Annotated in this window: 22 protein-coding genes; 16 read left to right on the top strand and 6 right to left on the bottom strand. The window is 35.1% G+C overall.

All coding sequences use genetic code 11. The features are described 5' to 3' along the window. Positions 1-50 precede the first annotated feature (50 nt). The 6 genes from KYG33_RS10070 to KYG33_RS10045 all read left to right on the top strand — a co-directional run bounded on the left by KYG33_RS10070 (position 51) and on the right by KYG33_RS10045 (position 4,443). Positions 51-416 (top strand): GIY-YIG nuclease family protein, encoded by a 366-nt coding sequence (locus KYG33_RS10070; RefSeq protein WP_077419205.1) that lies wholly within the window; start codon positions 51-53, stop codon positions 414-416. A 5-nt stretch (positions 417-421) separates the two neighbouring features. Next, the gene (locus tag KYG33_RS10065) at positions 422-1,057 is read left to right on the top strand and encodes a DUF4241 domain-containing protein (protein WP_077419206.1); all 636 of its coding nucleotides are present in this window, start codon (positions 422-424) and stop codon (positions 1,055-1,057) included. 66 nt (positions 1,058-1,123) lie between these two features. Continuing rightward, complete coding sequence (locus KYG33_RS10060) at positions 1,124-2,014, top strand: ribokinase (protein WP_219073169.1); 891 nt, start codon at positions 1,124-1,126, stop codon at positions 2,012-2,014. Positions 2,015-2,104: 90 nt separating this feature from the next. After that, the gene (locus KYG33_RS10055; protein ID WP_077419208.1) at positions 2,105-2,950 is read left to right on the top strand and encodes an alpha/beta fold hydrolase; all 846 of its coding nucleotides are present in this window, start codon (positions 2,105-2,107) and stop codon (positions 2,948-2,950) included. Continuing rightward, positions 2,947-3,591, top strand: a complete 645-nt coding sequence (locus tag KYG33_RS10050; RefSeq protein WP_077419209.1) for an HD domain-containing protein — start codon at positions 2,947-2,949, stop codon at positions 3,589-3,591. The genes KYG33_RS10055 and KYG33_RS10050 overlap by 4 nt, the downstream gene beginning before the upstream one ends. Positions 3,592-3,849: 258 nt before the next feature. Then, positions 3,850-4,443, top strand: a complete 594-nt coding sequence (locus tag KYG33_RS10045) for a hypothetical protein (RefSeq protein ID WP_077419210.1) — start codon at positions 3,850-3,852, stop codon at positions 4,441-4,443. Between the two features lie 52 nt (positions 4,444-4,495). Here the strand turns inward: KYG33_RS10045 and KYG33_RS10040 are convergent, their stop codons facing one another. From KYG33_RS10040 to KYG33_RS10015, 6 genes are all read right to left on the bottom strand, one after another. After that, the gene (locus tag KYG33_RS10040; protein WP_077419211.1) at positions 4,496-4,726 is read right to left on the bottom strand and encodes a hypothetical protein; all 231 of its coding nucleotides are present in this window, start codon (positions 4,724-4,726) and stop codon (positions 4,496-4,498) included. A gap of 108 nt (positions 4,727-4,834) precedes the next feature. Next, positions 4,835-5,725, bottom strand: a complete 891-nt coding sequence (locus KYG33_RS10035) for a DUF72 domain-containing protein (protein WP_077419212.1) — start codon at positions 5,723-5,725, stop codon at positions 4,835-4,837. A gap of 98 nt (positions 5,726-5,823) precedes the next feature. Continuing rightward, complete coding sequence (locus KYG33_RS10030; protein ID WP_219073168.1) at positions 5,824-7,962, bottom strand: T9SS type A sorting domain-containing protein; 2,139 nt, start codon at positions 7,960-7,962, stop codon at positions 5,824-5,826. Positions 7,963-8,281: 319 nt separating this feature from the next. Beyond that, on the bottom strand, positions 8,282-9,940 hold the full coding sequence (locus KYG33_RS10025) for a ribonucleoside-diphosphate reductase subunit alpha (protein ID WP_047386822.1): 1,659 nt from the start codon (positions 9,938-9,940) through the stop codon (positions 8,282-8,284). 54 nt (positions 9,941-9,994) lie between these two features. Further along, the gene (locus tag KYG33_RS10020; RefSeq protein ID WP_077419214.1) at positions 9,995-10,285 is read right to left on the bottom strand and encodes a hypothetical protein; all 291 of its coding nucleotides are present in this window, start codon (positions 10,283-10,285) and stop codon (positions 9,995-9,997) included. Positions 10,286-10,397: 112 nt separating this feature from the next. Continuing rightward, positions 10,398-11,372 (bottom strand): ribonucleotide-diphosphate reductase subunit beta, encoded by a 975-nt coding sequence (locus KYG33_RS10015; RefSeq protein WP_047378790.1) that lies wholly within the window; start codon positions 11,370-11,372, stop codon positions 10,398-10,400. Positions 11,373-11,796: 424 nt separating this feature from the next. Here KYG33_RS10015 and KYG33_RS10010 point away from each other — a divergent pair, with 424 nt between their 5' ends. From KYG33_RS10010 to KYG33_RS09965, 10 genes are all read left to right on the top strand, one after another. Beyond that, on the top strand, positions 11,797-12,486 hold the full coding sequence (locus KYG33_RS10010) for an ABC transporter ATP-binding protein (RefSeq protein ID WP_077419215.1): 690 nt from the start codon (positions 11,797-11,799) through the stop codon (positions 12,484-12,486). Positions 12,487-12,577: 91 nt separating this feature from the next. Beyond that, positions 12,578-13,807, top strand: coding sequence for an ABC transporter permease (locus KYG33_RS10005; protein ID WP_047386830.1), 1,230 nt, complete (start codon positions 12,578-12,580; stop codon positions 13,805-13,807). Positions 13,808-13,864: 57 nt separating this feature from the next. Further along, a complete protein-coding gene (locus KYG33_RS10000) occupies positions 13,865-15,136 on the top strand; it encodes an ABC transporter permease (protein ID WP_047386832.1) in 1,272 nt (423 codons plus the stop codon). 97 nt (positions 15,137-15,233) lie between these two features. After that, positions 15,234-16,445 carry an efflux RND transporter periplasmic adaptor subunit gene (locus KYG33_RS09995; protein WP_047386834.1) on the top strand — a complete coding sequence of 404 codons (1,212 nt, stop codon included), beginning with the start codon at positions 15,234-15,236 and terminating at the stop codon, positions 16,443-16,445. Between the two features lie 125 nt (positions 16,446-16,570). Beyond that, entirely contained in the window at positions 16,571-17,137 is a 567-nt protein-coding gene (locus KYG33_RS09990) for a hypothetical protein (protein WP_077419216.1), read from the top strand. A gap of 55 nt (positions 17,138-17,192) precedes the next feature. Then, positions 17,193-18,719: an ArnT family glycosyltransferase gene (locus KYG33_RS09985; RefSeq protein WP_219073167.1), complete on the top strand. Its 1,527-nt coding sequence runs from the start codon at positions 17,193-17,195 to the stop codon at positions 18,717-18,719. Positions 18,720-18,916: 197 nt separating this feature from the next. Then, complete coding sequence (locus tag KYG33_RS09980) at positions 18,917-19,822, top strand: NAD(P)/FAD-dependent oxidoreductase (RefSeq protein WP_219073166.1); 906 nt, start codon at positions 18,917-18,919, stop codon at positions 19,820-19,822. A 149-nt stretch (positions 19,823-19,971) separates the two neighbouring features. Beyond that, entirely contained in the window at positions 19,972-21,237 is a 1,266-nt protein-coding gene (gene glyA, locus KYG33_RS09975; protein WP_077419219.1) for a serine hydroxymethyltransferase, read from the top strand. 56 nt (positions 21,238-21,293) lie between these two features. Next, complete coding sequence (locus KYG33_RS09970; protein ID WP_077419220.1) at positions 21,294-21,752, top strand: regulatory protein RecX; 459 nt, start codon at positions 21,294-21,296, stop codon at positions 21,750-21,752. A 358-nt stretch (positions 21,753-22,110) separates the two neighbouring features. Next, the gene (locus KYG33_RS09965; RefSeq protein ID WP_077419221.1) at positions 22,111-24,039 is read left to right on the top strand and encodes a polysaccharide biosynthesis protein; all 1,929 of its coding nucleotides are present in this window, start codon (positions 22,111-22,113) and stop codon (positions 24,037-24,039) included. The last annotated feature ends 14 nt before the right edge of the window (positions 24,040-24,053 follow it).

The following is a 24,053-nucleotide window of genomic DNA, read 5'->3' as shown; positions in this document are numbered from 1 at the left end:
GTTAATTTGTCGGAATGTCAGGCTGAGCGGAGTCGAAGCCTTTTTGAAAGATGAAACAATATTTTGTATATATTTTAAAATGTTCCGATAATTCCTATTATACAGGAGTTACCAATGATATTGAATTGAGATTTTCTCAGCATCAATCAGGAAAATTTCCTGAAAGTTATACTTATAAAAGAAGACCGGTTGAGCTGGTCTTCTTTTATCTGTTTAATGATATTATTCAGGCAATAGTATTTGAAAAACAAGTGAAGGGCTGGAGTCGTAAAAAAAAGGAAGCAATTATAAATGATAATTGGGATAAACTGAAAGAACTATCTATTTGCCGGAATGACAGCCACGCGGATAATTTTAAAGATAAAAATCCTGAAGGCTTCGACTCCGCTCAGCCTGACACTGAAAATAAAGAATAAATAAAATGACACATATAGAAAACATAAAAAAACTATTCTCGAAGGATTTTGTAGAAAATCCATTGTTAGAAAGTTTTGAAGCAGGAAAGATTTATCTTTCCAGTGGAAAGCTGGTTACCTGCGATCCATTAATCACCAATGATATGCTGCCTTTCACCACAGAATTTCCGAAGGGAGATTTTTCTGTGATAGTACATAAAGAAAGAGACAGCAACTGTGTGGCTTATGCCGAAATTATATTCAATAATTCTGAAATTAAAGAATGGAAGCTGGCAACCACAGCAGGGCAGAATATAAAAGATCTGGCAAAAGAAGAAATTTTTGGATATCCTGTAGAAAGTGGGATGGGATGTTTTATGGATGTTGATACTCAAAATAGCCTCAACGAGCTTGAACAGAGATTATATCAAAACAAAGGCGGAGATTTTATGGGAATCTATGAAGAATTTTTCCATGAGTATTTCTTTGATGAAAATGGAGCTATTGACCAATATGCGTTCCTAAAACCTGCAAAAGAACATCCCGGAACTATATTTGCTTTTGAAACCGGATATGGTGAAGGATTTTATGCCAGTTATATAGCATATGATCAAAATCAATTACCAGTGAAAATAATTACTGAATTTATAGAAATAAGTTAACTTAAAATTAGTTACTTTTGGAACACGATTTGTCAGTTATAAATTTTAAAGCTAATACAAAACACAATGAATTTCTCATCAGAACAACCCCGAATTATTGTTGTGGGCAGCTCATCCATAGATTTGGTTCTTGAAACCGAAAAACTTCCTTCACCCAACGAAACGGTTTTAGCCGTTAAGTCAGATAGCTATTTTGGGGGTAAAGGAGCCAATCAGTCAGTAGGTACTGCCAGACTGGGGGCAAGTGTGTATTTTATAGGATGTGTGGGAATGGATCCCCTTGGGCAGCAGATTATGAGAAATCTGGTAAGTGAAAATGTGAATGTAGGTTTTGTACATGAAACAGATAAAGATGCTACAGGAACAGCCTATGTGACGACTTCTCACGGTAATGCAGCTATTGTTGTAGTGCCGGCAGCCAATAAATATCTTAGCACATCACATATAGACGAAGCTGAAAAGTATTTTAATACGGCAGATCTTGTACTGGTACAGCTTGAGGTCTCTATGGAGGTGGTAGAGCATGCCGTTAAAAAAGCCAAGAAATATGGGAAAAAAGTAGGTTTATATGCTTCTCCCGCAATGAGAGTCAGTGAAGAAATTTTAGAAAAGGTTGATTTTATTGTAGCTAAGAGCAACGAATTATATACCATTTTCGGAGAAGAAAAAAGGGAAGAGGTTCTTAAGAAATATTTCAATAAAGTTTTTGTAAGAGATGATACCAACTCGACTATTTATTTTGATGGTACTGAGATGAAATATTACAGAAACGACAAAGATGAGAAAGTTTATAAAATGGGAATGGGTGATGCATTTACTTCAGGATTTGCTATCGCACTTTGTCATGGAAACTCTATCGAAGAATGTGTAAAGTTTGGAAATGAAGTTTCATCAAGAGTTTCCGGCGGTAAAGGTTCTCAGACAGGGCTGCCAAGAATGTCAGATTTCTTTTCTTAAAACTATTTACGACATATCAAAAGTCTGAAACTTAACATAAAAATATAAGTAAAATGTCCACTTTTATAGTGGATTTTTTCTTTTTATACTATGGAAAAACTAATACTTACCACAGAAGATCATATCTCTCTGGTTGTCCATCTCTTTAAACCGGAAGAAAGTAATGGAAAACTGTTGCTGATCAATTCGGCAACAGGAGTAAAACAACAGGTGTACTTTTCTTTTGCCAGTTATTTTTCTGAACAGGGATTTACAGTGATTACTTATGATTACAGAGGAATAGGACTTTCCAAGCCGAAAGATATGAGGGGATTTCATGGTTCAATGAGATTGTGGGGTTCAAAGGATTATAAAGCTTTAACCCAATATATCAAAACAAACTTTAAAGATCACAAAAAGTATTGCTTAGGCCATTCTGTAGGTGCTTTGATTCTGGGAATGAATGAAGATTCGGAAATATTTGAGGAATTCTTTTTTGTTGGAACACAAAATGCTTTTGTCGGCAATCTTAAAGGGATGACAAAAATTGAAGCCTATTTGGGGTTTGGAATTGCCCAGCCATTAACCACTTCATTATTAGGGTATTTTCCTGCACATTGGTTTGGACTGGGAGAAAGTCTTCCAAAAAATTGCGCATATGACTGGAGAACCTTAATTTTAAACAAGAAATCAACCAACAAACTGTTGGAGAAAATTGATAACTTTTCTAAAAATTTGACACAAAAAGTATTTGTAATCCGCGCAGAAGATGATATCTGGCTGACAGAAAGAGGCGTATTGAGTTTATTAAATAATACCTATCCTAATCTTCAACCAACGTACAGACTGATCGCTGTTTCAGAATCTGATAAAAAAGAAATCGGACATGTCAATTTTTTTAGAAGCTACAATAGAAAACTCTGGGATATTATTTTAAATGAACTGATAGATAAATGAAAAGTACGATTGAAAACACAATAGCATTTGTAAAAGAAAAATTAGAAGGAGCAGAGGCAGGACATGACTGGTTCCATATTGAAAGAGTCTGGAAACTGGCTGTTCAAATAGCAGAAACAGAAGATTGTGATAAAGAGGTGGTAGAACTGTCTGCTCTTCTTCATGATATTGCAGATCCTAAATTTCATAACGGTGATGAAACTATTGCTCCCAAAATATCCAGGGCGTTTCTTGAAGAGCAGAATGTTCCCGAAGAAACAATCCTGAAGGTTTTATTTGTGATTGAAAATATTTCATTTAAAAACAGGGATCAGGCACCGATAAATCCACCTGTTGAGCTTAAAATTGTGCAGGATGCCGACCGTATTGATGCAATAGGAGCTATTGGAATTGCCAGAACGTTCAACTTCGGAGGCTTTAAGAACAACCTGATGTATCACCCGGATATGAAACCCAAACTGGGAATGTCAAAAGAAGAATATAAAAAATCAAATGGCACAACCATCAATCATTTCTACGAAAAATTATTACTTCTGAAAGAGATGATGAATACTGAAAAAGGAAAAGAAATGGCCGAAGAAAGACATAATTATATGTTGAATTTCCTCGACCAGTTTTATAAAGAATGGAATTTAGATTAGTAATAAGCTGATTATAAAGATTGACACACTATTTACATCATAATCAGATATTCAATTTTACATTGATGTATTTCCCAAACATAGCTATCCATACCAATGGTGTAAGACTTTCATGTGTCTGGATAGTTTTTTTTATGCAGTAAACTCTCTAAATATCAAAGAAACTAAGTCTCAAAAACATTTTTGCACTGTAGTTTAAAATTAAAAAAATAACCTCTGATATAGATAAAATACAGATAAGAAGTATCTTTGTAGAATATGACACTCATTATTTTTATAATATTTCTGGCTTCTGTTCTTTCTCTGGTCCTGTTTAAGGTAAAATCAGGAAGTATGGCAAAGTGGGCGAAGCTGTTCCGTATTGTAACAGTAGTTTTTTCAATTTCTGTTTTTACGTATTGGTTTATCAAGAAAAGTGCTGTGGCATTTGTGGATAATTCTGTAGGGCTGCAGGTTATCAATAAGCTTCCTCAGGCATTGGATTTTTATCTGATCAATGTAAATAAAACCGATAAAAATACAACCCTTGAGCCTAAGCATATTGGCAAAATACGTCCGGAATACTACAGAATAGAATACCTGAAAATGGATAAGTCTGATGAATACTGGATCATAGGCTATCTCGGAAAGAAAAACCTCGTGTACTTTTCCCAGCATTCCGTACCGAATAAAAATATTGATCAGATTGTGGAGGTACAGAATTACATCAACCAAAGTATGAAACTGTCTGAATCGGCAAAAAAACAGGTAGATGCCTATAATTATGAGAATACAAAACTGGGGATCTGGATTGCACTGGATTTTCTGCTTCTGTTTCTCAATCTGGTATTGCTTCTGAAGAAAAATAAATAAAAAAATAGGTAATGAGCCTTTTTAGAGTACTCATTACCCATTATTATTTCTGCTAAGGATAATCCAGGATTTGCATGATTTGTTCCTTGAATTCCTCAGGACAGGATCTGATAAGTTTGTCTTTACTTTGTTTACTGATTTCTTTGGAGGTAATCCATTCCGTTTTATTGGAATTAAGACTGTGATGGTCATATACTCTTTTTATGGTACTGTTCTCATAAAAGATATATTCATTACCAAGCCAGTTACTGGCAATACTGATTTTGCAAATTTCCTTTTCCATGATTTATGTTTTAAAGCATAATGTATCGTGAGATACATTACACTCTAATTTATGAAATTTTTCGTTATGAAAAAGAAGTTTGTTTTAATCTTTTATCGCATTCCTGCTCTAAAATAATGTTCCTGTACTCTCCGTTGCCATTTGCGGAACATGAATATCAGTTTTCCATTCTTCATTCAGTTTCTTGATGAAATAGGCGGATAATAGAGGAGAAGCTTTTTCAATATTCTGGTGTACGAAAAAGTAGAGATTCTGGAGACCTTCTTTTTTCCATTTTGTGAGATGCTTCAACCAGTCATCCAATCTTTCATAGTCACTTTCAGCATTGGCTCCTACGTAACGGATAAATGCATTAGGCGTAGTAAGACGCATATGGAGCATATCTCTTCTTCCGGCAGTATCTACGATGATATTGGTGATGTTATGAGCTTCAAAGAGGTCACAGGTTGTATTGAGGATTTCCTCATCAGTAAACCATTCCGTATTTCTGAGTTCTATAGCTAAAGGAACTTCTTTAGGCCATTCTTTTACAAATTTTTCCAGCCTGTCATAATCCTTGGGTTTAAAATTGTCATGAAGCTGAAGAAAAGCCATTCCCAGCTTTTCATCAAAATTGATTACTGCCGAAGCAAAATGAGTCACCGGATCAGTCACATCAATCAGTCTTCTGAAATGGGAAACCGTATTGGTGATCTTGGGGAAGAATTTAAAATTATCAGGGGTTTTTTCTTTCCATGTTTTTACCTGATCTGGAGTGGGCATTCCGTAGAAAGTAGCATTCAGTTCAATAGAATTAAACTGAGTGGCATAATAGGTCAGTTCATCTTTAGTTCCTTTGGGGTAAAATCCTTTAAGATCCGTTTTATTCCATTTTGCGCATCCGATAGAAATATTTTCCAGTCCTTTTTTATTAAGAGCCAGCATATCCTTGGTTTTAGGATGATCTTTTGGTAAGGTAAAATCTATTTTTGATGGGTCTTCTACTTGTCCGAATTTCATATCTGTAGTTTTGGTATTAAACAATAAACACAAATATAAACCAAAAAAATCATAGAATTTTCTATGATTTTTAATGGAAATAATTGTATCGAAATTACTTATTTTTTAATGATTTTTTTCGTAACCTGAGTCTTATCAGTCGTGATTTTTATGATATAAACAGCAGTAGGATAGCCTGAAAGATCAATACTTACATTAGCTTGATTGAAGTTTCTGTCCAAAAGAATCCTTTCTTGAAAATCAATAAGTTTAATGTTTTTTATAGGAGTATCGGCGCTGATTTGCAGGATGTCTTTTACCGGATTAGGGAAAACTTTGATCTGTTTTGTCTTGAAGCTTGGATTGTCGCTCTTCAGGAAAGAATTGCTGCAGTTTGTGGTGAATGTGACATCAGGGTACATTGTCTGAAGTTCATTCAATTGTGCATCATCCACGCAAACTGATAAATTAGAGTTGTTATTGGTAAAATCAATGAAATCTTCTATTGAACCATTTCTCAGATTAGCAGAATTAAGATTAGACATATTCCATAAAGTAACAGATTCCAGATGTGATGATGTGGAAAGATCAAGTTGAGTAATCTGAGGACAGGTATTAAAATGTACATTCTTCAGATTAATATTATCGGAAGTGTTGATCTGGGCAAGCAAAGGCAGATTTGCCAATGTCAATGATTCTAAATTCGTATTATTTGAAGTATTGACTGAAGCAAGGAGATCATTGTAAGAAAGGCTTAATGATTGCAGAGAAGCACAGTCTTTGGTGTCTAGAGCGGATATTTTTGTATTGCTTACCACAATATCTTTAAACCCGGTACATTGGCTGAGGTTGATTTCTTCTAAGTTCGAGAACATAGCCCCGATTGATAAATTCTGCAAGCCTGGACAGTTTTCTAAATCGAGTTTTTTTAATTCGTTATTATTGTCGAAAGCAAAATTTGTGAGTGCAATACAGTTTTTAGTGAAAATGTTCTGAAGATTGTTTGCTCCTTGTGTCCCGTTGGTTATAAAACGATCTGTTTTTAAGGTATGCAGATGGGAAAGGTTATTGGTGTTTACCGTATTCATATATCCGCAGGAATTGGTAAGATCAATGCTTTCCAATTTTTGGGCAACACTGAAGTTGATAGTATTGGTGATCTTTTGATTGAAAGCTTTCAGAGTTTTTAGTTTTGGAAGACCCACAAGGTTTAAGCTATTTACATCTCCGAAATAAATTCCGGAAGTGGTAGAGTATAGATATCTGTTATAGAAAGAACAGTCTAATTCTTCAAGATTAATCAGTCCTGCCATACTAAAATCAATAGATGGTGCATTCAGGCCCATTATTTTCTTTAAGGAAGAGCAACCATTAAGGTTTACATTGGAGAAATATGACCCTGTTGATTCATAATGATCCGTATCTGCAATGATTTCCTGCAGGTTTATGCAATTATTGGCAATCAGCTCAATATTCTGTTCTGAATTGCCTGAAGAGGTGAAACCTCCTGTTACTGATATTCTAGTCAAAGTATTCAGATTAGGAACGACAATCTTTTCCAGAAATTTACAGGAATCAAATGTAAGAGTTTGAATACTGGAATTTTCAATATACAATTCTCTAAGCTCTGCGGAACTAATCAATGCATCATTGTTTATTTGATGGCAGTTTTTTATCCTTAAGCTGTTTTCATCAGGATACCATGGATTACCGGAGATCTGATAGGCGATGATATCGGCAATATTCTGAATCCCTGAGCAGTTATCAAAAGAAAGGTTAATAGGAGAAGCCATATATTGACCTCCCTGTGATAAGTCATAATAAAAAGGTCTTCCCTGTACTTTTTTGATTTTAGTGTTGTTTGTAAAGCTGATGTTGGCAGTCTTGGTATTCCAGAAATAAAGTTCCTCGAGATTGGAGAACAATATGGCATCCGAAATCCCGTCCGGCAGATGGGTGTTATAGTATGTACTATTGATATTATTCGGATCAAATGGGCTGCCATTAGGATCAATATACATTTGGTCAGAATCTAACCTGATTGTCAGAACTTTAATCTGTTGCGCTTCTGAAGGCTGGATTTCTCCATCTCCGTTACTGTCTATGGCAATAGAATTACCATTAAAGTCTTGTGCAATCTGGTTAGTTGTATTTGAGCTTAGAAGTAAAGCTTTAAATTTTGAATCAGAAAAGTTCAGATTCTGAGAGTAAGCGATAGAAAATCCGCTTACCCATAAGGTAATTAAAAGTTTTTTCATATTTGAGTTTTAGTTATCAGATAATATTACAAATCCCTTTGTGTACAATCAGATGTTGTAAATATAATTTCTTTTTTTGAAAAAAATCCATTTTAGATGTCTGTAGATTTATTTCTTGGTTTTATGTAATATTTATTAATAAAAGGGTATTATGGTTTAATTTTATTTATTTAATATTTATTTTTAATGTCAATTTTTAGTCTGGAAGAAAGGCTTTTCTCATTGTTATCTTGGAAAAATGACCTTCAAAAGTTCTGATAAATAAAAAAGCACACTAAAAAGTGTGCTTTTTTAAATATAGCGTGTTTATTACTTGATCTTATGCTTCACAGCTTGAACATGACACGAAGTTAACCATCATTTCTTTTGAAACAGATGAACTTCTTTGGTAGTAAAGTGTTTTTACTCCTTTTTTCCAAGCTTCAATATAAAGGTAGTTAACATCTTTTACAGGCATTGTAGAAGGAATCTGAAGATTCAGTGACTGTGCCTGGTCAATGTATTGCTGTCTCTGTGCTGCCTGAGAGATGATCTCCATTGGAGAAATTTCTTTGAATGTTTTGAATACTGCCTTTTCTTCAGGAGTAAGCTCATTCAGGTGCTGTACAGATCCATGGTTGAGCATGATTGTTCTCCATGTTTCTTCGTTATCCAATCCTTTTTCTTTCAATAATTTTGCAAGATATTTATTCTTACGCATAAAGTTTCCTTTAGCAAGACCTGCTTTATAATAGTTGGAAGAGAAAGGCTCAATTCCCGGAGAAGTCTGTCCTAAGATTGCAGAGCTTGAAGTGGTAGGAGCAATAGCCATTGTTGTGGTATTTCTTAATCCGTATCCTTTCAATACTTCTGGTTCTCCATAGATGTTGGCAAGCTCTCTTGAAGCCTGCTCAGCCTGATCTTTAATATGTCTGAATGCTCTTGCGTTGAACTGAGTTGCCTCAAAGCTTTCAAACGGAATCATATTTTTCTGTAAATAAGAATGGTATCCTAAAACTCCTAATCCAAGAGCTCTGTGACGCATTGCAAAGTTTCTTGCTCCCTGTAGGTAATAGTTCCCTTCAGTTTTATCAATAAACTCGGATAACACAGCATCAAGGAAATATACTGCTAATTTTACAGCATCTGTATCTTTCCACTCATCATACAGTTCAAGGTTCATGGAAGACAGACAGCAGATGAAAGATTCTTCCATAGTAGATGGAAGCATGATTTCAGAACAAAGGTTACTTGCATTCACCGTCATTCCTAAATCTTTATAAACCTGAGGTTTATTTCTGTTTACGTTGTCTGTGAAGAAAATATACGGAAGACCTTTTTGCTGGCGGCTTTCCAATACTCTTGCCCAAACTTTACGTTTCTCCATATCACCGTCTATCATGTCCTGCATCCAGTAATCTGGTACACATACTCCGGTAAACAGGTTCTGAATCGGGCTACCAATATCTTTAATAGATAAAAATTCTTCTATATCTCCGTGGTCAATATCTAAGTAAGCAGCAAAAGCACCTCTTCTTACTCCTCCTTGTGAAACAACGTCCATAGCCGTATCAAAAAGCTTCATGAATGAAACTGCTCCTGAAGACTTTCCGTTATCAGTTACAGCGGTTCCTCTGTTTCTCAATTCTCCAAAATATCCTGAAGTACCCCCTCCGATTTTAGTCTGCATGATTACTTCACCCATTTTGTGAGTAATCCCTTCAATACTGTCCGGAATGTGAGCGTTGAAACATGAGATAGGAAGACCTCTTTCTGTTCCCATATTTGCCCATACAGGAGAAGAAAAACTGATCCATCCTTTTGTAATCATTTCTTTGAATGCCGGTTGAAGTTCAGGTTTGTATAACCTTTTTGCAGCAGCAGTGGTAATTCTGTCGATAGCACCATCTACCGTTTCACCTTTCAACAGATATCCTCTGTTCAGCATCTGCTCAGACTCTTCATTGAGCCACCATATATTTGAATTTTGCTCTTCCATAGATGTTATATTTTCGAATTCCGGAATGAGAGAATCACTCCGGAATTTTGTTTTTTATATTATTGATTGTAAAATTTCTACTTTGTGGGAACCGTTCAGTCCGCTTTCATCTCTTAATCTCTGAAATTCTTTAAAAGACGGAACATTCAAAACTTCATGCTGAACTTCTTCGTTGATGTAGTTTGAATAATGTACAAAAGTAACACCATCTTCCTTTAGATAAACTTTATATTCAAAGGTGGAAGGATCTAAATTCTTGAAATCTTCCAGGAACTTTTGGATATTGGTTTTATTGTTTGGAACAAATTCGGGGTTTACCGTATAGCTTACTATTACATTGATCATTTCTTCTGTACTTGTGCTTTATTATTAATTGAACAGCAATTCCACTTATTAATCAGAAAAGGATCATCCTAATACTGACTGCTTTGACGCTCGCTTCGCTCGCGCCTCTGTATTAAAACAAATCGTTTGCTGTAATACTCTTATCGTGCTTCGTATAGTCTACAGGTCTTTTTGCAAAGAAATCATCTAATGAATTGGCAAAAACTTCCTCCTCGAACCATACCATTGGCTTGTATTGTTCAGGGGTGATGTTGTATCTTGTTTTCATGTTGATTTTCTTCAAACTGTCATCCACACGGTATTTCATGAAGTTTAACAGGTCTTCCTTAGAAACATTGTCGATTTCTCCTAATTCAAAGATCCAGCTAAGAATATCTCCTTCTCTTGCGATAGATTCGTCTACCAAGGTGTAGATATCTTCAATATCGCTGTCTGTTAATAAGTCAGGTTGTTCCTCACGGATTTTGTTGATCAGATAGATTCCTGCATTCGCGTGAATTTGTTCATCTACTGAAGTCCATGCAATAATATTGGAAACATTTTTCATGAACCCTTTGAATCTTGTAAAAGAAAGGATGATGGCAAACTGCGAGAAAAGAGAAACATTTTCCACTAAAATACTGAATAACAATAAAGCAGAAACATATTCTTTCGGAGTAGCAGAATTCGCATGCTTTAAAGCATTTCCTAAAAACTCGATTCTTCCTTTTACAGCAGGAATTTCGATAACGTTAAGGAATTCGTCATTATATCCTAATACCTCTAATAATCGGGAATATGCTTCAGAATGACGAAACTCGCATTCTGCAAAAGTAGATCCTAATCCATTGAATTCCGGCTTTGGAAGGTGGTTGTATAAATTCCCCCAGAATGTCTTTACAGACACCTCGATCTGTGCAATGGCTAACAGCGCATTTTTCACAGCGTGCTTTTCATGTGGTTCCAACTGCGAATGAAAATCCTGAACATCTGCAGTAAAGTCCACTTCCGAATGCACCCAGAACGATTTGTTGATTGCCTCTACAAATTGAAGAACCTCCGGGTATTCAAATGGCTTATAGCTTACTCTTTTATCAAAAATTCCCATATTAAATATCTTTATAATTAAATAATTTAGATCTCTGTGGATAACGTTCCGGAAATACTTAACTTTTTGTTTTTCTGCATGTTGTGAAATAAAGTTATTCACTTTCGCAAAATCATATTTCTTGTAAAGAACTAATAGCAAAGTTCGAAAAAAAGAACTGATTTTGAAAGGGGTAAATACTAATAGGCTGACTTTTAGCCTGAAAAGTTTTCCACATTTACATGAAACGGGCTAGAATAATAGGCTAGACCACTATCTTGAGGATAAATACATGGAAATCTAGAGTTACAGTTAAACAGAAGTATGTAAATTATTATTAATAAAGGTTTAAAACATTAAACAAAAAAATATTTGAATAAATTTTTATTCTTGTAACAATTTGAAAATATCATCTACTTATTGGGTATAAAACATACATCACTTAATGTTAGTAATTCAGGATTTAAATAAGTCATACGATACAGGGAAAAGCAAACTTCATGTTCTCAAAGGAATTAATCTGAATATTTCTGAGGGCGAGTTTGTTTCTATTATGGGAAGTTCCGGTTCCGGAAAATCTACACTTCTTAATATTATTGGTATTCTGGATGAAAAAGATTCAGGAACCTATGAATTAGATGGGGTTCCTATTGAACACTTGTCAGAAGTAAAAGCTGCAGAATACAGAAGTAAGTTTTTGGGATTTATTTTTCAGTCTTTTAACCTTATCAATTATAAAACAGCTTTGGAAAATGTAGCACTTCCTCTTTACTATCAGAATGTACCGAGAAAAGAGCGAAATCTGAAAGCTATGGAATATCTGGAGAAAGTAGGTCTTGCACAATGGGCAAACCATCTTCCGAGTGAACTTTCCGGAGGGCAGAAACAGAGAGTAGCTATTGCAAGGGCATTGATAACAAATCCAAAAGTTGTGCTGGCAGATGAGCCTACGGGAGCATTGGACTCCAAAACCACTCATGATATTATGAAACTGCTTCAGGATATCAATAATGAAGGAAAAACAATCATTGTTGTAACCCACGAACCGGATGTTGCTGCACAAACCAAAAGAAATGTAATACTGAAGGACGGGATTATTGAAAGTGATGAGTTTATTAAGCAAATTGTGCTTTAGGAATTTGAAAATTTGAAAACGAGATAATTTGAAAATTTAACGATTCAATTTTTAATCTTTAAATTTTTAAATCTTTTAATACCAATAAAAAATGTTTGACCTAGATCGTTGGCAGGAAATATTCAGTTCTATCCGGAGTAATGTACTTCGGACGGTGCTTTCAGGGTTCACAGTAGCTTTGGGACTGTTTATTTTCATTGTACTTTTTGGAATTGGAAAAGGACTTCAGAATGCATTCTCTGAAGGATTTGCGGGAGATGCTAAAAATCTTATTATTTTTTCTACAGGAAAAGCATCTTTAGCTTATAAAGGCCTTCAGTCTGATCGAAATATAACAATGAATAACTCAGATTATGACTTTTTAATTAATGCAGATAAGAAGAAAGCTGGACCTTCCAGTCCCAGATATACTGCCAATTTAATGGTGAAATATGGAAAAGAAAGTGGCCTTTATCAGATCAATGGAGCTCAACCTGGGGAACAAGTCATTGAAAACCGAAAGATTATTGATGGCAGGTATCTGACAGATATGGATTTGGAAAGAAAATTAAATGTTGCAGTCATTGGAAGAATGGTTCAGCGGGATTTGATCAAAAATGGAAGCCCGGTAGGAAAAGAGCTCGATATTAATGGGACGATGTATAAGGTCATTGGTGTCTTTTCAGATGATGGAGGAGATAGGGATGAAAGACATATTACCGTTCCGATTACCACTTTACAGCAGATGAAGAAAGGATCTGATACAGTAAATATAGCCTATATCACATACGATGATAAACTGACTCCGGATCAGGCCATTAAGTATGGTGATGAGCTTAAAGATAAATTAAAAGCGAGAAAAAGTGTTTCTCCTGATGATGAAAACGGTGTGAGGGTCTGGAACAATGCGAAAAACATGAATGATACATTTGCATTTATGGCAGTTCTTACAGCAATTGTCGGGTTTATTGGTATGGGTACATTGCTTGCGGGAATTATTGGGATCAGTAACATTATGGTGTATATCGTAAAAGAAAGAACCAAAGAAATTGGAGTACGAAAAGCTATTGGCGCAAAACCAAGTGGAATTGTAGGCCTGATTGTTCAGGAAAGCGTTGTGATTACAGTGGTATCCGGACTTATTGGAGTAGGAATTGGGGTTTTGACATTAAGTCTTATTGGTGATGGTCTTGAAGAATATTTCATCAAAAGTCCGAGCGTTGGATGGGGAGCTATTATTATGGCATTCATTGCTTTGATTTTCTCAGGATTGATCGCAGGATTTGTACCAGCATACAGGGCTTCAAGAATTAAACCGATCGAAGCATTGAGAACAGAGTAATTAGTGTAAAAAAAGAAATGAAGCAAATTCATAATTTATAACTTATAATTCAACAAGGTGAATATCATATTTAAAAAAGATACTTGGCAGGAGATCTATTACTCACTGAGGAATAATAAACTCCGAACATTTCTTACCATGATTGGCGTAGGATGGGGGATGTTTTTGTATGTAAGCCTTCTTGGAGCAGCAAAAGGGATGGAGAATGGTTTTGATAAATTATTTTCCGGTTTTGCTACCAATTCAATATTCCTGTGGGCACAGAAGACATCTATTCCTTATGAAGGATTTCCTAAAGGTCGCGAAGTTCACCTGAACTTAAACGATATGGAAATGCTGAAAAGAAAAGTAACTGCCATAGATTATATATCGCCGCAAAATGCAAGAGGAAGCTTTACAGGAACACCAGGGGAAGCGATGTCTAGAAACGGGAAGAATGGAACGTATTCGCTTACCGGGGACTACTCTGTGGGAAATAAAATTTCAGAAAAGAAACTGATCTTCGGACGTTATATCAATGATGCCGATGTTTCAGGAAATAAAAATGTAGTGGTTATAGGAGAAGAAATTTACAAAAACTTCTTTGATGCCAAGAAAAAAGAAAACCCAATTGGAAAATCAATCAATATTAAAGGGTTGTTCTTTAATGTAATCGGAGTTTTCCGGGTAAAAAAAGGAGGCGGATTTGAAAATGACCAAACAGCTTTCATCCCACTTTCTACCTATACAAAAATGTATAATGCAGGAGAGCAGATAGACATGTTTGCAATTGTAAGTAAGCCTAATGCCAATGTAAATTCTGTAGAAGAAGATGTAAAGCAGGTGTTGAAAACAAAAAATAAAGTTTCACCTGAAGATACCAATGCTTTCGGGAGTTTCAACCTCGGAAAAGAGTTTAAAAAACTGACAGGTTTCCTTACGGGAATGCAGTTATTAACAATCATTGTGGGAACACTGACAATCCTTGCCGGAGTAATTGCTATTTCAAACATCCTTTTGATTACGGTAAAAGAAAGAACCAAAGAAATCGGGATCAGAAGAGCATTGGGAGCAAAACCGTCAGAAGTAAGAAATCAGATCTTGCTTGAAAGTGTTGTGATTACGCTTTCCTCGGGATTGCTAGGTTTTATGTCTGGGATTTTTGTGCTGATGATTCTCAATGCCGTTACACAGGGACAGGATTCGTTTCCATTCTATAATCCGACAGTCAACTATGGAAACGTATTTGCTGCGATGGCCGTAATGGTGATTTTAGGACTGATAATCGGGATGATCCCCGCGCAGAGAGCCGTAAAAATCAGACCTATTGAAGCATTAAGAACAGAATAATTAATTTGAAAATCAAGATGAACAGCTGATAAATGTACAGAATCCATCTTTTAATTTTTAATCATTCAATCTATTTAATAAAAAATAAACTATACATATGAAAAAGAAATTCACCTGGAAAAAAGCCATTTATATTGTCTTGGGGCTTTTATTTGCAGTGGCATTGTTCTCGGGGCTTGGCTATCTTATAAAATCAAATTCTAAAGAAGGGGAGGCTTTCTTGACCCGTAAGCCAACTATTCAGAATATGGATGATAAAGTAATGGCAACAGGAAAAATTGTTCCCAAAGAAGAAATTGAAATTAAACCCAATATTGCAGGGATTATAGATAAAATCTTAGTAAAAGAAGGAGATAAAGTAGAGGTAGGACAGCTGATTGCTACCGTGAAAATTGTCCCAAGTATCTCTGAAGTAAATGCTTCTCAGCAGGAAGTTCAGAATGCACAGATCCAGATCAGCAACGCCCAGATGAATGTAGGAAATATGCAGAAGCAGTTTGAGATGCAGGAGAAATTATACAAGCAGGGAGTAGCTTCTAAACAGGAATACCTGAATTCTCAGCAGCAGTTGTTTTCTCAGCAGCAGACTTTGAAAAATGCTCAACAGCAATTGAATACTGCTCAAAAAAGATTGCAGATCGCTAAAACAGGAGCAACTCCTGAACTTAAAGGACAGGGCTTAGCTACCACTGAAATTCGTTCCAAAGCTTCAGGTACCGTACTTGAAGTTCCTGTAAAAGCAGGAAGCCAGGTGATTGAAGCCAATAACTTCAACGCAGGTACTACAATCTGTTCAGTGGCAGATCTGAACGTTTTGATTTTTAAAGGTGAAATTGATGAAGCTCAAGCTGGAAAGTTAAACGAAGGCATGGATATGAATATCGTAATCGGTGCTTTACAAAACAAAACTTTTCCAGGAAAACTTACCATGATCGCGCCTAAAGGAAAGGATAATGCCGGAACTATTAAATTTCCGGTAGAAGGAAACGTAACTAATCCTAATAATGAGTATATTAGAGCAGGTTTTTCTGCAAACGGTGAAATTGTTTTGAGTTCTCAGAAAAATGCTTTATTATTGGATGAATCTTTAGTTCAGTATGAAAAGAAACAAGGTAAAGATGTTCCTTTTGTAGAAGTGAAACAAAAAGACGGGAAATTCAAGAAAGTATACTTGAAATTGGGAGCAAGTGACGGTATCAACGTTCAGATTCTTCCGGGATCAAACATTACAAAAGACACTGAAGTAAAAGTTTGGAATCCATCTGATAAAGACAAAGAAGAGCTGAAAGAAAAAGCGAATAAAAAATAATAAACTACACTATACACTTTTAAACTGTGAATCCCGGAGGAATTTTTTTCTCCGGGATTCTTTTTTTATATCAAAATTTTTGCAAGAGTAAATTCCTATATTTGAATCAGATAAATCCATGAAAAATGTGTCGATACGCACGGAAAACTTATAAATCACATTATGTCTGTTTTAAATGCCGAAAATCATTTAAACAGCCGGATGCCTATGACATTATACAAAGGATCGAAAAAGAAAAGATATACCATAACCCTAATGGGAAGTCAATTCGTAAAGTAGGACATGTTTTCACAAAAGCAGAAACAAAGGAGTTGGAAAAAATGGTTTCAGATATTGAAAACAGAACGGTAAAATGCCCTGAATGCAGTAATGTGATGGCTGATCTGGGGAAAGATTTTAAAGCTCCTAAAAAAACAGCAGTCAAAGAATGGAGGATTGTAGAAAGTCTTTTTAAAACAGGAAAATGCTTTCATTCATGTGGTTGCGATGGAATAGGGTATATTCCTAAAAATCCTAAAGACTACGAAACATACCTGAATACTATATTGAAAACCTATCAGGAATATTTAACTGCTTGTCAGAAGATTCATCTGGAAGAATGTCCTAAGAAGATTGAAGAAATTAAGTATTGGTCTGAAAATATTCAGAAGATAAAAACTGAAATTATTGATAATAGGTTTGAAATAACATAAGTGTAACAAAATAGAGGTTTAGACTGTCTTACCTTTAAATTCCAAACTATATCCCATGAAAAAAGACTATTGGATTCTTTTACTTTTTATCATTGCAAAGTTTGCTCTCCAATACTCACTGATAAGCCCTGAGTATGAACTTCACAGAGATGAATATCTGCATCTCGATCAGGCGAATCATCTCGCATGGGGATATCTCTCTGTTCCTCCGGTAAATTCCTGGCTGGCCTGGATAATTAAAATGCTTGGAAATTCCATATTTTGGATTAAATTTTTTCCAGCCCTGTTTGGAGCTTTGACAATTGTGCTGACATGGAAAGTTGTTGAAGAACTCAAGGGAAGTTTGTTTGCTAAAATACTGGCTTCTTTGGGAGTATTATTTTCAGTACTTCTTCGGGTAAATATGCTGTTTCAGCCTACATCTTTAGAAATTTTTCTGTGGTTGTTCCTTTATTATGCTTTGATTAAATATTTTAATTCGGAAAAAGTAAAATGGATTTATATTGGAGCTGTCATTTTTGGAATAGGAATATTAAATAAATACAATATTGCTTTTTCATTATTAGGGCTTATTCCTGCATTATTGCTGACAGAGCAAAGGAAGATTTTTATGCAGTCTCATGTGTATTTGGCCGCACTTTTAGCTTTAATCATTATTTTTCCTAACCTTCTCTGGCAGTATCAGAATCATTTTCCGGTCATTCATCATATGAAAGAACTTTCTGAAAAACAGCTTGTGCATGTAGATAGAATGGGTTTTATGAAATCTCAGCTATTATTCTTCATTGGAGTTGTTTTTGTAATTATTGCAGGCTGGGGAGCATTGTTATTGTATAAGCCTTTCGATAAATTCAGATTTTTCTTTTGGAGCTATATCATCACAATTGCTTTGTTTTTGTTTTTTAAAGCAAAAGATTATTATGCAATTGGACTCTATCCGGTGTACATTGCTTTTGGATCCGTTTTTCTTGGTCATCTATTTGAAAAAGGGAGGAAGAGATTCCTGAAACCCGTCAGCATCCTTATTCCTGTACTTTTATTTCTTCCTTTATATAATGTAGCCTTTCCCAATAAAAGTCCTGAGTATATCGAATCCCATCAGGATCAGTATAAGAAATTCGGACTGCTTCGCTGGGAAGACGGAAAAGACCATCCTTTGCCACAAGACTTTGCCGATATGCAAGGCTGGAAAGAATTGGCTCAGAAAGTAGATAAAGAATATTCCCGTCTGTCAAAGTCAGGAAATACCATGGTGCTGTGTGATAATTATGGCCAGGCAGGAGCAATTAATTATTATTCAAAAGCGGGTATTGTGGCGATGTCATTTCATGCAGATTATATCAATTGGATAGATGTAAGCAAAAAATATAAAAATGTTATCAGGGTCAAAGATGCTCCCGAAGCAGGAAAAGAACTTGAAGAATCCGGTTCTTTTTTTGAAGTCGCAAAATTGAAAGATTCCATTACCAATCCGTATGCAAGAGAAAAAGGGACTTCGATTTTCAGTTTACAAGGCGCAAAGATTGATATCAATAAAAGAATTCAGGATGAAATTGATGAAACTAAAAATGAATGGAAATAGTTTTTTTGGTACATGATCATTTGTTTAGGATATCATAAGGATAGATAGAAAATATTATAGCAACTTTGTTGCGTTAATGAAATTTATTTTACCTTTGTACTATCAACTATCAACTATCAACTATCAACTATCAACTATCAACTATCAACTATCAACTATCAACTATCAACTATCAACTATCAACTATCAACTGAACTATGGAAAACAAAAACTTTGATGTCATTATAATAGGAGGAAGCTATTCAGGATTATCAGCAGGAATGTCATTAGGAAGATCTTTAAGAAATGTCCTGATTATTGATAACGGAAAGCCTTGTAACAGGCAGACTCCTCATTCCCATAATTTTGTTACTCATGATGGCAAAACGCCTGCAGAAATTACAAAGCTGGCAAAAGAAGATGTAGAAAAATACAACACGGTCCGGTTTTATAACGGAACCGTTATGAAAACAGTAAAATCAACCGAAGGTTTCGAGATTGAAACTTCATCTGATGAAAAATTCCATGCTAAAAAACTCATCCTTGCTTCTGGAGTGAAGGATGTAATGCCGGATATTCCAGGGTTTGCAGAATGTTGGGGGATTTCTGTTATACATTGCCCGTACTGTCATGGCTATGAAGTGAAAAACGAGACTACCGGAATTCTTTCCAATGGAGAAATGGCTTACGAATTTTCAAAACTGATTTTTAATCTGACTAAAAATCTTACTCTGTTTACCAATGGAAAAGCTGTTCTTACTAATGAACAAACTGAAAAGCTAAAGCAGAATAAAATCATGCTGAATGAAGATGAAATTGAAGAGATCAAACATGAAAATGGATCTATTCAAAAAATTATTTTTAAAAACGGAAAAGAAGTTTCTTTACAGGCTTTATATGCTAAAATTCCTTTTGAACAAAATCTTAATGTGTCCGATGATCTGGGATGTGAGCTTACAGAACAGGGATTTATTAAAGTAGATATGATGCAGAAAACAAATGTTCCCGGAGTTTTTGCCTGTGGAGACAATGTAACGATGATGCGTTCCGTAGCTAATGCTGTTGCACAGGGGAATTTTGCAGGTGCTGTGGTTAATAAAGAACTTGCAGACGAAGAATTTTAAAGAATTTTTGATCAGGTTGAAAGGATCATAATATTAGATTTATTGACAGGTTTTTTCATTTTTTAGTGTCTAAAATCATTTTTTCAATAGAGAAATCTCAATGAAAATTCCGTACATTTGGGGTGGAAATTTCAAAAACTAAAAGTAAAATGGATATTATTTTCGACCTGATTGAAAAGGAAAGACAAAGACAAACTCACGGATTAGAGCTTATCGCATCAGAAAACTTTGTTTCTGAAAACGTGATGAAAGCAATGGGAAGTGTACTGACAAATAAATATGCTGAAGGATATCCCGGAAAAAGATATTACGGAGGATGTGAAGTTGTAGATGAGGTTGAAACATTGGCTATCAACAGAGCAAAAGAACTTTTCGGAGTAGACTATGTGAATGTTCAGCCACATTCCGGTTCTCAGGCGAATGCAGCCATTTATCTTGCAGTTTTGAAACCTGGTGATAAAATCATGGGGATGGACCTTTCGATGGGAGGACACCTTACTCACGGTTCTGCAGTGAATTTTTCAGGCATCCAATATAATGTGGTTTCTTATGGAGTTCAACAGGAAACAGGTCTTATTGACTATGACCAGATGAGAGAAATTGCCTTAAGAGAAAAACCAAAAATGCTTATTGCTGGTTTCTCAGCGTATTCAAGAGATTTGGATTATGCTAAATTCAGAGAAGTGGCAGATGAAATAGGAGCTACCCTTTGGGCAGATATTGCTCACCCGGCTGGCTTAGTAGCAAAAGGATTATTAAACTCACCATTTGAGCACTGTCATGTAGTAACTACCACTACTCACAAAACCCTGAGAGGTCCAAGAGGAGGGATGATCATGATGGGTAAAGATTTTGAAAATACATATGGCCACAAAACTCCAAAAGGAGAAATCAAAATGATGAGCCAGGTATTAGACGGAGCTGTATTCCCAGGTATTCAGGGAGGGCCGCTTGAGCATGTTATCGCTGGTAAAGCAGTCGCTTTCGGTGAAGCTTTGGACGGACATTTCGAAACATATGCAAAACAAGTTAAATCCAATGCTCAGGCACTATCAAAAGCGATGATCGACAGAGGATTTGATATCGTAAGTGGAGGTACAGATAACCACTTAATGTTGGTAGACCTTAGAAACAAGGGCGTGAATGGTAAAGAAACAGAAAAAGCATTAGTACTTGCTGATATTACCTGCAACAAAAATATGGTTCCTTTTGATGATAAGTCTCCATTCACAACATCTGGTATCAGATTAGGAACAGCAGCAATTACAACAAGAGGATTGAAAGAAAATGATATGGATACTATTGCAGGATTGATTTCTGAAGTGGTAGACAATATCAAAAATGAAGAAGTTCTTACCTCTGTAAGAAAGAAAGTTAACGAATTAATGGAAGGAAAAGCTTTGTTTAACTACTAACAGGCATTTCAATATCATATAAAGAATGGGCAACTGCTCATTCTTTTTTTATTCAAATGGAAAAGAAATCTTATACTTTTGAGGAAATCAAACAGAAACTGGTCAATTACTGTGTTTACCAGGACCGCTGTCATGCAGAAGTGGAACAGAAGATGAGAGAGTTTCTGCTTATTGATGAAGCTAAAGAAGAAATTATTTTATACCTCCTGAAAGAAAACTATCTGAATGAAGAAAGGTTTACAAGAAGCTATATCAGAGGCAAATTTTACATCAAACACTGGGGTAAGACCAAAATAAAAATGAATCTGAAGCAAAAACAGGTTTCAGAAAGACTGATCAATTCGTGCTTTGATGAGATAGATGATTCTGATTATGAAAAGACTATCAGAAAAATTTTCGAAGGGTATTATTCTAAACAAAATGGTTTGAAAGAATATCAAAAAAAAACCAAAACTATAAAATATTTGATGAGTAAAGGTTTTGAATATGAGAAAATAATTGATATTTTTGAATAATATATTAATGAATTTAAAAAAACTTGAAATATGACTTTTAACAAAAAAACAATCAGTTCATTGAAAGAGATTGATACATAAAGATTTAATGATGATTTAAAACATGAAACAGCTGAAATAAAGACTTTTTACAGATAAATATCACCTTTATAAGACTTTATATGGTATGATTTTTGTCTGTGAGCTTAGCTGTATCGTAATGGAATTATTAGATTTCATAAATATAACATCAAATTTATTTTTGATTTCAACATATTGAAATAAAATTATTTTATTTTTGCATGATTGTATCAGAATTATCTTTGATCAGATGATCAGATATTACAATTTTAATTAAATATGAACACCAATATAGACAATGTACGATTCTCTTAGAAAAACAATATTTGGAGGGGATAATGTTGTCAATCTCTCAGACGTAAGATACCTTCCTAGATGGATAATTCTTGTAATAGACATTATTATTCTGGTTATATCTTTATTTCTTTCCACTTACATTATCGAAAAAATTACCAAGCAGGAATTTATATACCATGAAGATAAAAGCTTAATCTTTGCTTTTATTATTCTGGCGAATACTGTTTTTATGTATCTCTTCAAGACGTATGCCGGAATTATCCGCCATTCAACATTTATAGATTTATTTAAGCTTCTGATATCCTGCTTTTGTACAATGCTGGCTATTGGAACTATCAATATTCTTTATTTCTGGACTACAGGAGCTAAGTTTATACTTACTCCTTATCTGATGCTTTATTTTGTAATTTCATTTATGGGATTATTCCTTTTCAGACTCTATGTGAAAGAGTTTTTCCATATTGTAAGGGAATACAGAAGAAGTGCATTGAAAAAAAGAATTTTGGTGCTGGGGATTGATGAACAATCCATTGCAATTGCACGTGCGATTCTTGATAATCCAAGTCTGCCTTATCAGGTAGTGGGCTTTTTAACTCAAAGAACAGATTCTAAAAGGGCATCTCTACTTGGAAAGCCCATCTACGGAAAACAAAAAATAGAAGAAAACACGAAAGAAGATCTTATTATTGATGGAATTCTTATTGTAAAAGAGATGATGGCCAGAGATGAGATGAATACATGGGTGAATTTGTTTTTAGAGAAAGATCTTAATGTCTTTAAAGCGCCTTCAGTACAAAAATTGAGAGACAGTGATTTGGGAGGATCTATCAGAAATCTTCAAATTGAAGACTTGTTAAATAGAAAACCTATCAAAATTCAGAACGAAAAAGTTAAGAGCAGGCATTTTGATAAAACAGTATTAGTAACTGGAGGAGCAGGATCCATAGGAAGTGAAATTGTAAGACAGGTTGCTAACTTTAACCCTTCTTTAATTGTCATTCTGGATCAGGCAGAGACCCCTCTTTATGAAATTGAACTCGAAATGAGAGATAAGTATCCTCATATTGCTTTCAAATTTGTTTTAGGAGATGTTTCTAATCATCACAGAATGGAATCCTTGTTCCAAACATATAACTTCTCAATGGTCTACCATGCTGCTGCTTATAAGCATGTTCCTTTGGTAGAAGAAAATCCGCATGAAGCGATTTTTGTTAACATATTAGGTTCAAAGATTGTCGCAAAATTATCCAGCAAGTATAAAGTAAACAGGTTCGTAATGGTATCTACAGATAAAGCTGTAAATCCCACCAATGTTATGGGAGCTTCCAAACGAGCTGCTGAGCTTTTTGTACAGTCACTTCAAAATGTTGAGGGTAATGTTACCAAGTTTATTACAACAAGATTTGGAAACGTATTAGGATCCAATGGTTCTGTGATTCCTCATTTTAAAAAACAAATTGAAGCAGGAGGTCCGGTAACCATCACTCACCCGGAAATTGTAAGATATTTCATGACGATTCCGGAAGCATGTGAACTTGTACTTCAGGCTGGAACAATGGGAGAAGGAGGTGAAATTTTTGTCTTTGATATGGGCGAACCTGTTAAAATTCTCGATCTTGCCAAAAGAATGATCAAATTATCAGGATTCGAACCTAATATTGATATTAAGATCATTTATACAGGATTAAGGCCTGGGGAGAAGCTTTATGAAGAACTTTTGAGTGATGATGCGAAAACACTTCCTACTCATAATGACAAAATTATGATCTCTAAAGACCCTTCTACGGGATTCGAAGAAATAGATACACTTACTAGACAAATTACTAAAGCTTCCCTCAGAAGAGATAAAGTGGAAGTAGTAAGGATTCTTAAAACAATAGTGCCGGAATTCCGAAGCAATAATTCTATCTATGAGGCCCTGGATAAATAGAAAAAATATAAATG

Source organism: Chryseobacterium sp. D764 (assembly GCF_019317325.1).
Taxonomy (GTDB): Bacteria; Bacteroidota; Bacteroidia; order Flavobacteriales; family Weeksellaceae; genus Chryseobacterium.
The sequence above is the reverse complement of the archived record's forward strand: the minus strand, read 5'-3'. Positions and strand labels throughout refer to the sequence as shown.

Coding starts and splice junctions, on each gene's coding strand:
- KYG33_RS10070 (WP_077419205.1), top strand. CDS start 51: ATGAAACAATATTTTGTATATATTTTAAAATGTTCCGATAATTCCTAT.
- KYG33_RS10065 (WP_077419206.1), top strand. CDS start 422: ATGACACATATAGAAAACATAAAAAAACTATTCTCGAAGGATTTTGTA.
- KYG33_RS10060 (WP_219073169.1), top strand. CDS start 1,124: ATGAATTTCTCATCAGAACAACCCCGAATTATTGTTGTGGGCAGCTCA.
- KYG33_RS10055 (WP_077419208.1), top strand. CDS start 2,105: ATGGAAAAACTAATACTTACCACAGAAGATCATATCTCTCTGGTTGTC.
- KYG33_RS10050 (WP_077419209.1), top strand. CDS start 2,947: ATGAAAAGTACGATTGAAAACACAATAGCATTTGTAAAAGAAAAATTA.
- KYG33_RS10045 (WP_077419210.1), top strand. CDS start 3,850: ATGACACTCATTATTTTTATAATATTTCTGGCTTCTGTTCTTTCTCTG.
- KYG33_RS10040 (WP_077419211.1), bottom strand. CDS start 4,726: ATGGAAAAGGAAATTTGCAAAATCAGTATTGCCAGTAACTGGCTTGGT.
- KYG33_RS10035 (WP_077419212.1), bottom strand. CDS start 5,725: ATGAAATTCGGACAAGTAGAAGACCCATCAAAAATAGATTTTACCTTA.
- KYG33_RS10030 (WP_219073168.1), bottom strand. CDS start 7,962: ATGAAAAAACTTTTAATTACCTTATGGGTAAGCGGATTTTCTATCGCT.
- KYG33_RS10025 (WP_047386822.1), bottom strand. CDS start 9,940: ATGGAAGAGCAAAATTCAAATATATGGTGGCTCAATGAAGAGTCTGAG.
- KYG33_RS10020 (WP_077419214.1), bottom strand. CDS start 10,285: ATGATCAATGTAATAGTAAGCTATACGGTAAACCCCGAATTTGTTCCA.
- KYG33_RS10015 (WP_047378790.1), bottom strand. CDS start 11,372: ATGGGAATTTTTGATAAAAGAGTAAGCTATAAGCCATTTGAATACCCG.
- KYG33_RS10010 (WP_077419215.1), top strand. CDS start 11,797: ATGTTAGTAATTCAGGATTTAAATAAGTCATACGATACAGGGAAAAGC.
- KYG33_RS10005 (WP_047386830.1), top strand. CDS start 12,578: ATGTTTGACCTAGATCGTTGGCAGGAAATATTCAGTTCTATCCGGAGT.
- KYG33_RS09995 (WP_047386834.1), top strand. CDS start 15,234: ATGAAAAAGAAATTCACCTGGAAAAAAGCCATTTATATTGTCTTGGGG.
- KYG33_RS09990 (WP_077419216.1), top strand. CDS start 16,571: ATGTGTCGATACGCACGGAAAACTTATAAATCACATTATGTCTGTTTT.
- KYG33_RS09985 (WP_219073167.1), top strand. CDS start 17,193: ATGAAAAAAGACTATTGGATTCTTTTACTTTTTATCATTGCAAAGTTT.
- KYG33_RS09980 (WP_219073166.1), top strand. CDS start 18,917: ATGGAAAACAAAAACTTTGATGTCATTATAATAGGAGGAAGCTATTCA.
- glyA (WP_077419219.1), top strand. CDS start 19,972: ATGGATATTATTTTCGACCTGATTGAAAAGGAAAGACAAAGACAAACT.
- KYG33_RS09970 (WP_077419220.1), top strand. CDS start 21,294: ATGGAAAAGAAATCTTATACTTTTGAGGAAATCAAACAGAAACTGGTC.
- KYG33_RS09965 (WP_077419221.1), top strand. CDS start 22,111: ATGTACGATTCTCTTAGAAAAACAATATTTGGAGGGGATAATGTTGTC.